This is a genomic window from Xenorhabdus entomophaga (assembly GCF_037996725.1).
GTDB classification, from domain to species: Bacteria; Pseudomonadota; Gammaproteobacteria; order Enterobacterales; family Enterobacteriaceae; genus Xenorhabdus; species Xenorhabdus khoisanae.
The window spans coordinates 16622-29246 of the sequence record NZ_JBBMXH010000059.1; the positions used below are offsets into that span (position 1 = coordinate 16622).

Annotated in this window: 15 protein-coding genes; 2 read left to right on the forward strand and 13 right to left on the reverse strand. The window is 47.8% G+C overall.

Annotated features, from left to right (window positions below):
- Positions 1-43 precede the first annotated feature (43 nt).
- From fliR to fliF, 13 genes are all read right to left on the reverse strand, one after another.
- Positions 44-829, reverse strand: coding sequence for a flagellar biosynthetic protein FliR (fliR, locus tag AAC854_RS13140; protein ID WP_340617495.1), 786 nt, complete (start codon positions 827-829; stop codon positions 44-46).
- Positions 830-831: 2 nt separating this feature from the next.
- The gene (gene fliQ, locus AAC854_RS13145) at positions 832-1101 is read right to left on the reverse strand and encodes a flagellar biosynthesis protein FliQ (protein WP_273547320.1); all 270 of its coding nucleotides are present in this window, start codon (positions 1099-1101) and stop codon (positions 832-834) included.
- Between the two features lie 46 nt (positions 1102-1147).
- Complete coding sequence (gene fliP / locus AAC854_RS13150) at positions 1148-1885, reverse strand: flagellar type III secretion system pore protein FliP (protein WP_340617506.1); 738 nt, start codon at positions 1883-1885, stop codon at positions 1148-1150.
- A 55-nt stretch (positions 1886-1940) separates the two neighbouring features.
- Positions 1941-2414 (reverse strand): flagellar biosynthetic protein FliO, encoded by a 474-nt coding sequence (gene fliO / locus AAC854_RS13155; protein WP_340617496.1) that lies wholly within the window; start codon positions 2412-2414, stop codon positions 1941-1943.
- Between the two features lie 2 nt (positions 2415-2416).
- Positions 2417-2824, reverse strand: coding sequence for a flagellar motor switch protein FliN (gene fliN / locus AAC854_RS13160; protein ID WP_340617497.1), 408 nt, complete (start codon positions 2822-2824; stop codon positions 2417-2419).
- On the reverse strand, positions 2817-3824 hold the full coding sequence (fliM, locus tag AAC854_RS13165) for a flagellar motor switch protein FliM (RefSeq protein ID WP_047963293.1): 1008 nt from the start codon (positions 3822-3824) through the stop codon (positions 2817-2819). Before fliM ends, fliN begins: the two co-directional genes overlap by 8 nt.
- A 5-nt stretch (positions 3825-3829) precedes the next feature.
- Entirely contained in the window at positions 3830-4306 is a 477-nt protein-coding gene (gene fliL, locus AAC854_RS13170) for a flagellar basal body-associated protein FliL (RefSeq protein ID WP_340617498.1), read from the reverse strand.
- A 217-nt stretch (positions 4307-4523) separates the two neighbouring features.
- Positions 4524-5960: a flagellar hook-length control protein FliK gene (locus AAC854_RS13175; protein ID WP_340617499.1), complete on the reverse strand. Its 1437-nt coding sequence runs from the start codon at positions 5958-5960 to the stop codon at positions 4524-4526.
- Positions 5957-6403 carry a flagellar export protein FliJ gene (gene fliJ / locus AAC854_RS13180; RefSeq protein WP_187654374.1) on the reverse strand — a complete coding sequence of 149 codons (447 nt, stop codon included), beginning with the start codon at positions 6401-6403 and terminating at the stop codon, positions 5957-5959. The genes AAC854_RS13175 and fliJ overlap by 4 nt, the downstream gene beginning before the upstream one ends.
- Positions 6404-6571: 168 nt before the next feature.
- Positions 6572-7936 (reverse strand): flagellar protein export ATPase FliI, encoded by a 1365-nt coding sequence (gene fliI, locus AAC854_RS13185; protein WP_340617500.1) that lies wholly within the window; start codon positions 7934-7936, stop codon positions 6572-6574.
- Positions 7936-8640 carry a flagellar assembly protein FliH gene (gene fliH / locus AAC854_RS13190; RefSeq protein ID WP_340617501.1) on the reverse strand — a complete coding sequence of 235 codons (705 nt, stop codon included), beginning with the start codon at positions 8638-8640 and terminating at the stop codon, positions 7936-7938. Before fliH ends, fliI begins: the two co-directional genes overlap by 1 nt.
- Positions 8633-9625 (reverse strand): flagellar motor switch protein FliG, encoded by a 993-nt coding sequence (fliG, locus tag AAC854_RS13195; protein ID WP_340617502.1) that lies wholly within the window; start codon positions 9623-9625, stop codon positions 8633-8635. The genes fliH and fliG overlap by 8 nt, the downstream gene beginning before the upstream one ends.
- Entirely contained in the window at positions 9622-11340 is a 1719-nt protein-coding gene (fliF, locus tag AAC854_RS13200) for a flagellar basal-body MS-ring/collar protein FliF (RefSeq protein ID WP_340617503.1), read from the reverse strand. Before fliF ends, fliG begins: the two co-directional genes overlap by 4 nt.
- A gap of 283 nt (positions 11341-11623) precedes the next feature.
- Here fliF and fliE point away from each other — a divergent pair, with 283 nt between their 5' ends.
- Positions 11624-11935: a flagellar hook-basal body complex protein FliE gene (gene fliE / locus AAC854_RS13205; RefSeq protein WP_340617504.1), complete on the forward strand. Its 312-nt coding sequence runs from the start codon at positions 11624-11626 to the stop codon at positions 11933-11935.
- Positions 11936-12311: 376 nt separating this feature from the next.
- Positions 12312-12533 carry a hypothetical protein gene (locus AAC854_RS13210; protein ID WP_340617505.1) on the forward strand — a complete coding sequence of 74 codons (222 nt, stop codon included), beginning with the start codon at positions 12312-12314 and terminating at the stop codon, positions 12531-12533.
- Positions 12534-12625 lie beyond the last annotated feature (92 nt).

Below are 12625 nucleotides of genomic sequence, written 5' to 3' on the forward strand. Positions count from 1 at the left end.
CATGGATGAAGTAAATATCATGGCAAGGTGATTAAGCTATTGTTTATTGGGCGATCAGTTCATGAATAATCACTGCTAAACGGTCGAACATTTCTCCGAATAGCCGCTCTGTAAATGGCACCAGCGTTGGGAACAACAGGGAAAGAGTGAAAATACCCACTGTCAGAGTCAGAGGAAAGCCGACCACAAATACAGAAAGTTGGGGTGTCATGCGGTTCAGCATGCCCAAAGAAAGGTTCAGAACCAAGAGTAGGGTAATCATTGGCAGCGCAAGCATCATGCCATTGACAAAGATCAGGCTGGCACTTTGAGCTAATAACAGAAAACCTTTTGGATTCAATTGGGTCGATTGGATGGGAATGGAATAAAACGTATCGGCCAGAATAGACAGTAACCATAAATGCCCGTCAAATGCCAGAAACAGCAACATCATCAGCATATTCAGAATACGGGCCAAAATAGGCATATTCGGGCCACCGGTAGGATCAAAGAATGTGGCGAATGAAAGCCCCATTTGTAAGCCAAGCACTTCACCGGCATGTCGCACCACAGCAAAAGCAATCTGAATGGTTAATCCCAAGGCCATACCGATCAATATCTGTTGTATCAGAACCCAAATGCCGGGAACGGAAAAAACAGGAATTTGGGAAGCAGGGAGACCCGGAACCAATAAAGCGGTGATAGCTAACGCCAAGCCTATTCTGACCTTTATCGGCATCTGTTTTTCACTGAAAATTGGCGCTATGCTGAACAGCGCCAATAGACGTACCAATGGCCAGAAAAAATCACTGACAAGGCGGGAGAGCGTTTCGCTATCGAACGGGATCATGGTTAACCGATCATAGCCGGAATGCTGCTAAACAATGTACGCATATAGTCCAGAAGCAAGTTCAGCATCCATGGCCCCGCGACAACGATAGTAACGACAACGGCCAGGATTTTCGGAATAAACGATAAAGTCATCTCGTTTACCTGAGTTGCCGCTTGCAATAAGCTGATGATTAAGCCACAAATCAAAGCAGACAAAAGAAGTGGGGCAGCTAATGCCAACGCTACTTTCATTGCTTCAACGCCAAGGGCCATTACCGATTCTGGAGTCATAATTTTCTCAAACCGCTTTTTTAATCTTTTTCCAATAAGATCCACGCTAGACGTAAAAACTTTGTGCCAGTGAGCCAAGCAACAATTGCCAGCCATCCACCAAGACAAATAACATCAGTTTAAACGGCAGCGATATGGTGGCAGGCGGAACCATCATCATCCCCAACGCCATCAGGACACTGGCAACGACCAGATCGATGATCAGGAACGGAATGAAGAGCGTAAAGCCAATCTGGAATGCTGTTTTTAATTCGCTGGTAATAAATGCGGGAATAAGCACACGCATCGGGACAGAATCCGCGGTTTCAAATGCTTCTTGGTTTGCAAGGCGGGCAAACAGAGCTAAATCGTTTTCTCGCGTCTGACGCAACATAAACTGGCGGAGAGGCTTTGAACCGTTATCCAGCGCGGCTTCCAGTGTGATCTTATCTTCACTGTAGGGCAGGTAAGCGTCTTGGTAAACCTTATCAAATACCGGTGCCATGATGAAAAAAGTCATAAACAGCGCCAGACCAAGCATCACTTGGTTAGGGGGCGCGGACGGCGTTCCCAGTGCGTTACGTAGCAAACCCAGCACAATAATAATACGGGTAAAACTGGTCATCATCAGCAAGGCCGCAGGAATGAATCCCAAAGCCGTGATGAAAATTAGGGTTTGAACTGGCAGTGACCAGCTTTGTCCGCCGTTGGGTAAAGGCTGGCTGATGATGCCGGGTAACTCGGCAGCGGCGTTCATGGGAAATAGTGGCAATAAGAGTGCCATAAACAGCGTTGCCAAACGCATGATATTAAGCGGTGAGACAAGTTTTTTACCAGTCATGCCAGTCATAAAGAAAACTCTATTTTTCATCATCGTCCTTGTCGTTCTTGCTTTTTCGCTGGAGCGTATTTTTCAACATCTGGCCGAATGGCAGTGACTTGAGTGCGGCATCCTTTTCCGCGTGATCAGGTGGCGCAGGCATTTGATGCAGCATATTGATTTGCTGGGATGTCACGCCCAGTACCAGCCAGTTGTCTTCGACTTCCACCACAACAACCCGCTCTTTCGGCCCGAGAGAACAGCTCGCCTTAACATTCAGCAACCGATGATTTTTGTTTTTGCCGGGGGCAAGACCTAAACGGCGAACTAACCATGTCATGAAGAAAATCAACAATAAAATCCCCCCCAGTGCACTACTGACCTGCATCAGTGTCTGGCCGGCCGGGAGAGGTTCGCTACTGCCTGTAGTGTTAACTGTTGTGCTAACGGGTACGGCATCTGATGCCGTACCACGTTGAAAAGAAACATTAAGGGAAGGCTGGTTCGCCATCATAGTTAACGACTCAAACGACGCATGCGCTCAGAAGGAGTGATGATATCCGTGATACGGATACCGTATTTATCGGATACGACAACTACTTCTCCCTGTGCAATCAAATAGCCATTGATCAGAATATCCAGTGGCTCGCCCGCCAGACCATCAAGAGGCACCACTGAACCTTGTGACAGTTTCAGCAGTTGTTTGATAGTCATCTTGGTACGTCCCAGCTCAACAGAGAGCTTAACGGGAATATCCATGATCAAATCAATATCGGAGAGCTGGGCAAGTGCATCCTGTGGTTCCAGACTCTCAAAAATTGACGCGCCGCCGTCAGAGGTTTGCTGTGCGGCCTGTTGTTCCAGCGCTTCTGCCCACATATCGTCAGTTGATCCGTTATCTGTGGGTTGTTTAGCATCACTCATTGGGCTTTTCCTCATCCAGAGCAGTTAAAACAGGGTTAATCAGGTGTTCAACACGCAGGGCATACTGCCCGTGTAGTGTTCCATATTGACTGGTGAGCACAGGCACACCATCAACGTGAACGATTAGGCGTTCAGGTTTTTCAATCGGCAAAACATCGCCACTTTTCAGTTCGAGTATCCTTGACAGCCGCAGTGGGATATCAACAAAGTTCGCAACCAGTTCTAATTCTGAGTGCTGAACTTGTTTCACCAGACTTTCACGCCACAGTCCCTCTTCCTGACGAACATTTTCCACAGGTGGATTGGTCAGGCGTTCGCGCAGGGGTTCGATCATGGCAAATGGAATACAGATGTTGAATTCGCCGGTCAATGCACCGATTTCCACCTGGAACGGTGTGGTAACCACGATATCGTTCGGTGAAGTGGTGATATTGGTGAATTTTATCTGCGTTTCGGAACGCACATATTCCACTTCAAGTTTAAAGATAGAATCCCAGGCGTCACGATAGGCATCCAGCGCCAGTTTCAGCATTCGGTTGATGATCCGCTGTTCGGTATAGGTAAATTCACGGCCTTCCACTTTGGTTGGAAAACGACCATCACCCCCGAAGAGGTTATCAACAGCGATATAAACTAAACTTGGCTCGAAAGCGAATAGTGCGGTTCCTCTCAATGGTTTCAGGTGAACCAGATTGAGGTTGGTCGGCACGGCCAGATTGCGGGCAAATTCGTGATAAGGCTGAACTTTGATAGCACCGACCGTAATATCCGGGCTGCGGCGCAGCATGTTAAACAGCCCCATCCTGAATTGGCGGGCAAAACGTTCATTGATGATTTCCAGTGACTGCAAACGTTCGCGTACAACACGGCGTTGTGTATTGGGATCGTAAGGTCGAACCTCATTTTCTCCAGACGCAGTTTGTTCTACGTCATCAGCAGAGGCACTGTCACCATTGAGCAGAGCATCAATCTCTGCCTGTGAAAGAATATTGTCACTCATTGTGATTATCGCAGAATAAACGTGGTAAATAACACATCGGTGATTTCCTGATCAGGCTCACCGGGTATTAGCGTCGGGTTTAATGTCTGTTTGATTTCTGTCACCAAATGCATTTTTCCGTCATCTTTTGCCAGTTCGATGGCTTTCTGGCGAGATAATAACAGCAACATACGGCTACGAACCTCTGGCAGATAATCATGGAATCGCTGACGGATTTTTTCGTCAGGCAGACGCAATGTCACGCCAACATACAGAACGCGATCGAAATGATCTTCGTTGTCGATCAAATTGACGGTAAAAGGTTCCAAGTTCATAAATACAGGGGCATTGATGACTTTGGTTTTTTCTGAACTGTTATTGGTTGACTGGCTCATTGTCCACCAGCTATACCCTCCGATGGCGGCACCAAGAACAGCGATCAGTATTAGCAGTATTATCCAAATTGGATTTGTGCGTTTATGCTCGTAGCTATAATCAGACATGGACAGACAAATTCCTGTTTTTCGTTGCGGATAAGTCACCGCGCATTCCGTGGCGGATCTCCTTATCCATCAAAATCGATATCAATTATCCCGCGTCTTTGTTCCGGCAATAGCGGGAACAAACGGAGAAAAAACCATTAACTCACACGTTTGTTATCGACCCTTTTTCATTTTATTACAGTGCATCCTGAAATTAGATGAATAATCTGGTGGATAATTAGGCAAAAGTATCAACACCTCCCCGGGTTGAGGCGAGTTGCTGAGGTGTCAGCCTGATGGCTGAATCATGAGCAGCGGTGACTCCGGTTGAGGCCACTAAACCATGATCTTGCGTATTGGCATGGGAGTTGGAACGACCACTATTCTGGCTATTCGCCTGGTTACCGGCGTGATGTTCTTGTTGCCAGTTCCCTTGGTTATCACTACTGACACTGCTTTGAGCCAATTGAATGCCACTTTCTGCCAGTGAGTGGCGAAGTCCCGGCAAAGCAGCTTCCAGAGCAGCACGAACATTCTGATGGGCGGAAACAAAGTGCAATTGTGCCTGATTATCTTCAACACTCATGCGGATATGCAGTGCACCCAGTTCTTGAGGGTGTAAACGAAGCTCAGCCTGTTGCAATCCATTACGGTTAAAGAACAACACGTGCTGATTAAGCTGTTGTTGCCACTGTTCGCTGCCAAGATGCGCATTCAACAAAGGTGCAGTTGCACTATTCAACTGAAACTGCCCCGTTGCCTGTTGCCCGCCTGAAAGCAGGGGAGAAGCTGCCAATACCGTAGGTGAATCGACGGAAGCGGTTTCTATTGTAGCTGCCGTCAACGCCGGAGCGCCCTGAATTGCCATTTGGAGCAGATTTAGTTCCTTGCTGCTGTTTTTTGAAGAAACGTTTTTTGAATAAATATTGTCTGAAGAAATATTTTTGGAGAGAGTATTGTCATACCCTGCCTTATTAGTGGCAGCCAGTTTTACCTGTCCGGCAACGGGCGTGAGCACAGGGCGTGTGTTGGCGGAATTCTCTGTTTTGTTACTGAGTGCAAAATCTTGTGCAGCAGAAAATGGGATGCCTTTGTCTGGTGCTCCCTCTTTAGAGAGTTCAGAGAGAGAACGTTCAGAAAGAACTGTACCCGCAACTTTGGCTTCTTTGATATCTTCGGCATTTTTGCTCAGTAACGTCTGGACAGCACTGTTTTTATCATCCGGCAAGCTATTTTCCATTAAGCCATCTGTACTTTCCTGAAAAGCCACAGAATTTGCAGAAGGAGTGACCAGCCCGGCAATCTGGATCGGAATAACGGCACTTAACGCTTCGGCAGATAAAAGATCTTCATCTTTCAATACAGCAAATTCGGCACGGCTCTCTTGCAAGGCAACTTCCTCCTGCAACTTATCCGTGACCACCGCATTGTCTGATGCAGGCTGCGATGGCAACCATTCGCCCTGCGTTGTTTTGTCAGTGGCGGATTTTCCCTCTTTCAGGCTATTTTTGTCCGCCTGAGCAGTGTGCTTCCGCATAGAAGCTGTTTCTGCGTTGAGAAGTTGCCCGAATTGAGAGGAAGGATTACCGTTCGCGGGTTCATTTAAAGCCGGCTGACTTTTTTCCGGGCCTTTATTTGTGAGTTTTAAATCAGTAGGCAAAAGAGTGAGATTCATTGTTTCATTCTCCGTTGTGCACCACGTTGTGCGTACTCGTCCATTTGTTTTTGCTCCATGCGGTTCTGGTGTAACTTCAAATTATGCTCTGCCCGCTGTTGCAGTGTGTCGAAGGCGTTCAGACGCTGCTGTTTTTCCTGCCATTGTGACATGGCTTGCTCAAGTCGTTTTTTCCATTGATTGAGCTGTAATCTGTGCTGTTCAATTGCCATTTCCAGCGTTTTCATAAACTGCTGATAATTTTGCCAGGTTGAGCAGGACATGCCGCTGCTGAGAGTGTCATTCAAACGGGTACGATATTCATCCTGATAACTCATTAACGCCGCAAGCTGTTGCTCCATTTGTTGGTGACTTTGCCTGATTTGTGCAAGTTGTGATGCCGCTTTTTCCGCCGCAGCTTGGGCAAGTTCGCGCAAAGTCACGAGAGGGGAGTGTTGTTGCATGTATTTCCTCGTTTAAATCACCAAACAGACATAAGCGTTACTGAAGTACATCAATAGCAATGTTATATCGGCACTGTTCTGACAAACGTTATACTCGTCGGCAAAATACTCCTCAGCGAAATTTCCATAGGTAACATTTTCATAGGTAACATCCCCATAGATAAAATGTTATGTCGGCAATAGCTGTTGAAGCTGGGTACAGGCTGAATCATACTCACTGCGTTCTTCAATGCCCTGTTGCAGGAACTGAGCCATGTGAGGATAAAGCTCAATCGCCCTGTCCAGCAAGGGATCACTGCCCGCAGCATAGGCGCCAACGTTGATCAAATCACGGTTGCGCTGGTAGCCGGAAAGCAACTGTTTGAAATACTGCACACGTCGATAATGGGTATTGTCGATCAGGGCGGTCATGGCACGGCTGATGGAAGCCTCAATATCAATGGCAGGGTAGTGACCAGACTCTGCCAGTGAACGCGAAAGCACGATATGACCATCTAAGATAGCGCGGGCCGCGTCAGCAATCGGGTCTTGTTGGTCATCACCTTCTGTCAGTACGGTATAAAATGCAGTAATTGAACCGCCGTCACTGACGCCATTACCGGCCCTTTCCACCAGTGCGGGTAATTTGGCAAATACAGAAGGGGGATAGCCCTTGGTTGCCGGAGGTTCGCCGATAGCCAGTGCAATCTCGCGTTGTGCCATGCTGTAACGGGTCAGGGAATCCATAATCAGCAGAACATGTTTACCGCGATCGCGGAAATCTTCTGCTATGCGGGTCGCATAAGAGGCTCCCTGCATGCGCAATAATGGCGAAACATCAGCAGGAGCGGCGACAACAACAGAGCGTGCTAACCCTTCGACACCTAAGATATTTTCAATAAAGTCTTTAACTTCCCGACCACGCTCACCAATCAGACCCACGACGATCACATCAGCCTGGGTATAACGTGCCATCATGCCGAGCAGCACACTCTTACCAACACCTGAGCCGGCGAATAATCCCATACGTTGCCCGCGCCCGACTGTCAGCAGGGCGTTAATGGCCCGAACGCCAACATCCAGTACATTGCTGATGGGAGTTCGTTGCAGGGGGTTGAGTGGAGTGGTTGTCAGGGGAGCGCGATAGCCTGTATCAGGAGCGGGGAAGCCATCAAGGGGGCGTCCGGCACCATCCAGAACCCTGCCAAGTAATTCAGGTCCCAGAGGCAGGCGACGTCCGCCCCCTGCATCTTCACCATAAGAACGGGCATAGACGCGGGCACCCGGCACAATGCCTTCCAGTTCTTCCAATGGCATCAACAACAATTTTTCGCCATTGAAGCCAACAACTTCACTTTCAACCTCTTCAATGATGCTGCCATTCTGACGCTCGATCAGACAAGTCGCACCGAGAGGCATGTGCAAACCAGTGGCTTCCAGCACTAAGCCCGTCGCACGGGTCAGGCGTCCGTAACGGCGTACTTTCGGGGTTTTTTCCAGACGCTTTTCAAATGAGTCCAAGGTTGCCAGCCAGCGCCCAAGTCTTGCCGTCATCACAATTCTCCCGGTGCTGCCAGACGGCACATTTCGTGCCAGCGGGTTGCTAAACTGGCGTCCATATCTCCTTCATCGGCACTGACTTTACAGCCGCCCGGATGCAGTTTGTTATCTGCAACGAGACGCCAGCCATGTAGTGCCAAAACTTCCCCGAGTTGTTGTTCAACCAGAGGGATGTTTTGTGGGTGGACACGCAACTGTGGTTTTCCACTGAACATAGGCTCCTGCTGGATAAATTCACGGATCTGATTCAGTAGGGCAGTGCCATCACAAACAGCGGGCTGCCCTAAAATATGGTGAGCAGCCGTTAGTGAAAGCTGCATTAAACGCGAAGCAATAACCGTATCCAGACCATCCAGTGAATGGCTAAAATCTGTCAGTAATGCTTGCCATTGATCGATAACCACTTGCTGCTGTTGTCTGGATTCCTGTAAGCTTTGTTCCAGTCCGGCCTTTCGGCCTTCCTGGAGTCCTTGTTCATAACCCTGAGCCTGACCTTCTGCAATACCCTGCATATGACCTGCCTGACGAGCTTGTTCTTTCAGCTCATCCAGCATTCTTATTTGCTCCAGCAGTCGCTCCTGTTCGTCTGGCTCCGTAGCCTCTTCCACCGGCTCCAGTTTTGCCCGCAGAGTATCCCACAGATTCAATTCGTTTGGCTGCCACGGCTGCCAGCTTCCATTATTTGGTTTATCAGACATAGGTATCGTCACCACCATTCAGGATCATTTCGCCGTTTTCTGCCAGACGACGAACCACAAGCAGGATGGATTTCTGCTCTGCTTCCACTTGGGACATACGAACCGGGCCACGGTTTGCCAAATCATCACGCATGATTTCAGCAGCACGCTGCGACATATTGTTGAGGAAGTGATCGCGCAATGCCTGATCGCAACCTTTCAATGCCACAAGCAGGGAATCGACCGGAATTTCCTGCAACAGGCGCTGGATACTGCGGTCGTCCACGCCGATAAGGTTTTCGAACAGGAACATTTCATCAATGATTTTCTGTGCCAGTTCGTTATCGTAAGTGCGGACTGCATCAATGACACCTTCTTCCTGCTGGCTTTTCATCAGATTGATGATTTCTGCCGCAGTACGAATACCACCCATTTTGCTGCGTTTCAGGTTCTGGCCATCCAGCAGGGTATTCAATACTTCGGTCAACTCTGCCAGTGCGGATGGCTGTACACCACCAAAGGTAGCGATACGAAGCATGACATCATTGCGCAGGCGTTCATCAAACAGAGCAAGAATATCGGCTGCCTGACCACGATTGAGGTGAACCAAAATAGTGGCAATGATCTGCGGATGTTCATCGCGGATCATATCGGCCGCCATTTGCGGTTCCATAAAGTTGAGGGTTTCGATGCCTGTCGTGGTATCACGGGACTCAAGGATATCCTCAAGCAGACTGGAAGCACGTTCTTCACCCAATGCTTTGATCAGTACGCTGCGCAGATAATCATTGGCGTTAATGCTGAGGGCAGTGAACTGCCCTGCATCTTCTTCAAACTCCGCCAGCACTTCAACCAGTTGCTGGTTGGAGACTTGTCTCATCCCCGCCATGGCAATACTCAATTGTTGTACTTCCCGGGAATTCAGGTGTTTGAACACCTCGGCCGCTTGATCTTCTCCCAGGGTCATTAACATGACGGCACTTCTTTCTGTTCCGCTCAGGCTCATTGTTCGTTACTCATCCATTGACGGATCACCAGCGCGACGACGCGAGGATCTTTTTCTGCAAGTTCACGGATACGCTGACTTTGAAGCTCTGCACTAACACGTTGGCGAGCCAGCTTACGGCGCATTTTTTCATCCATTTCAGCATTGGTTTCTGGTTGCTGTTTCTGCGGGGTTTTCTGCGCTGCCAATGCGGCTTTTTCTGCGGCACGTTTTTTGGCGATTTGTGGCACGATCATCTTACGCCACAGCAACCAGGCAACCAGAACCAACAGTAACCAACGACCTGCTTCCAGCAGTTTTTCCAGCAGGACAGGGTGCTGCCAGAATGGCAGAGTTTCTATCACTTCGGATGTATCATTGAACTGTGTGTTGAGTACGTTCAGGCTGTCGCCACGTTCAGTAGAGAATCCCATAGCTTCACGGGTTAGTGCTTCTATCTGCGATAACTGTTCTGGTGTCAGCGCTTTTGTTTCAGGGCCATTTTCCCCCTGAACGGTGGCATAGTTGACCACAACGGCAACCGAAAGACGTTCCACTGTGCCAGCTTGTAATTGAACATGGCGAATGGTGCGATCCACTTCATAGTTGGTGGTTTCGTCATGACGGTTATTGCGGTTGTTACTTATTACGCGCTCATAGCTATTATTTCTGTTATTGCTATTAGCACTATTGTTGCGGTTCTGGTCAGCTTTTTCATCACCATTGCCTTTGGCATTTGGTTTTTCAATCGGGGCATTTGGCGCAGCATTTGGCTGATTCGACAATGCTCCCGGCACACCGCCTACCAATGGCCCGCCACTCTGCTCGCTGATACTGGTTTGTTTGGAGCGGATGGCCGCCTGATTTGGTGGCTGATTAGGTTTATACTCTTCCGCCGTTTCTTCACGGTGAGAGAAATCAATTTGTGCTGTTACCTGAGCATGCACATTTCCGCGACCCACGACAGGGGCCAGAATAGTTTCAATGCGGTGCTGGAAACGACTCTCTACTTCCTGCGTATATTTCAACTGAGTAGTGTTCAAATCGCGGCCAGTGGAATCGGCTTGTGTCAACAGGCGGCCAGATTGATCCACAATCGTCACATTGCCCGCCGGCAAACCGGCAACACTGCTTGAAATCATATGCACAATGGCGTTGATTTGCCCTTCATCCAGAACACGGCCTTGCAGCAATCCGACTGTTACGGAGGCTGACGGCGATTTTTGCTCACGAACGAACAGCGAAGGTTTTGGCAGAGCCAAATGGACACGAGCGCTCTGGACTGGGCCGAGTGATTCAACAGTACGAGCCAGCTCACCTTCCAATGCGCGTTGGTAGTTGACCTGCTCACTGAACTGGCTGATACCGAATTTCTCTTTATCCAAGAGTTCGAAACCTGCCGCTCCCCCTTTTGGTAGCCCTTGTTGTGCCAGTTTCAGGCGAGTCTCATGCACCTTATCGGCAGGTATCATGAGCGCAGAGCCATTTTCGGCAAAACGGTAAGGGACGTTCATTTGGGTTAATTGCGTAACGATTTCCCCGCCATCCTTGTCACTCAGGTTGCTGTAAAGCACTCGATAATCGGGGCTTCGCAACCAGAGGAACAGGGCGACGACGATAGCGATGGCAGCGGAGCCAGCAACTAATAACGGAACTTTTGGATCAGCTTTTATCCTGCTGATAATAGCGTTAAAACCTTTATTTTGGTTTTCAACGTCGGTTGTTGCTGCACTCATAGACGATCCTTGCCTTGCTGGTCAACATGAATACTAAAAGCGTGGCGTAACAAAACAGACTCCCCATACGCAAGCGAAAAGATTCTTCCTATTATTAATCCCATCATTATTCGCTGTTCACACCTCTTTTAATGGCACAATAAGCTTTGAATTTTTACTTCAATTACCCGCTTTAGTTTGGAAGGGCTATGTTACGGTGGCAGCGTGGAAAATTGCCAACCGGCCCACGGCTAATATGGCACTTAATCACATAATCAATAGGGTGATTTAACGCGAGGTTTTTATGTCAATTCAGGCAATTGAAGGTGTACTGCAACAGATGAAGGCTCAGGCATTACAAGCAGCAAACATCGCCAACCCCATGCCAGTACAAGGCAGTTTTGCCAGCCAACTGACTGCCGCTGTAGAAAAAATAAACCGGAACCGTCTGAGTGCATCCAAGCAGGCACAAGATTTCACACTGGGCGTTCCGGGTGTGGAACTCAATGATGTGATGGTCAATATGCAGAAAGCGGGCATTTCGTTACAAATGGGCATTCAGGTAAGAAATAAGTTGGTTAGTGCTTATCACGAAGTCATGAATATGCAGGTATGACAAGTTAATTATTCCATAAATTTGCAATAATGAATTTTTATTAATTAGCTGAAGAGTATTTAGTGTTAATTTCTCGTTTGAGAAACCGGGGGCAACCATTTCTATATTTGGCTGCGCCCATTGATCGTGAATTAAATTAAATCCGCATGTTATACTTGATATTTTTTGACACAAACAAAATAAAAAAATATCATTTTCAGTTGATTCAGAACTACAACCGCAGATAAATCGCTTGTATAAAGCGAATGAGATTGAAAATTAAATTTAACAATGCCGAGATGGTGGTGAATATAATACCCAATAATGGGTAATTGACCAAGCCTTTCATGTGGTAGGTTTCTGAACATCTTGGCGCTTTAATTAGGGATGTTTAAAAATGAAAGCTTTAGCTATTATCGCTCTTATATTTGCTGCTCTATCTATATTTATCCCAGTGGGTGGCGTATTTATAGCTATGTTCTGTAGTGTTTTTGCTCTTATTACATTTTATAAGAATCCGACATTATCTGGTGTAACATTTGGAATAAACATCATTGATGCTGCCTTTTTGTCACCAAGTATCATGGCTACTGCTGCTACTATAGCAGAATCAACATAACCTGACACATTCGATGTGCTCGGTGAACAACTCATCAACTGAACATCTTTTTTGTCTTCTTATCGCTTTTGCCCCACTCCATTTGTGTTCTA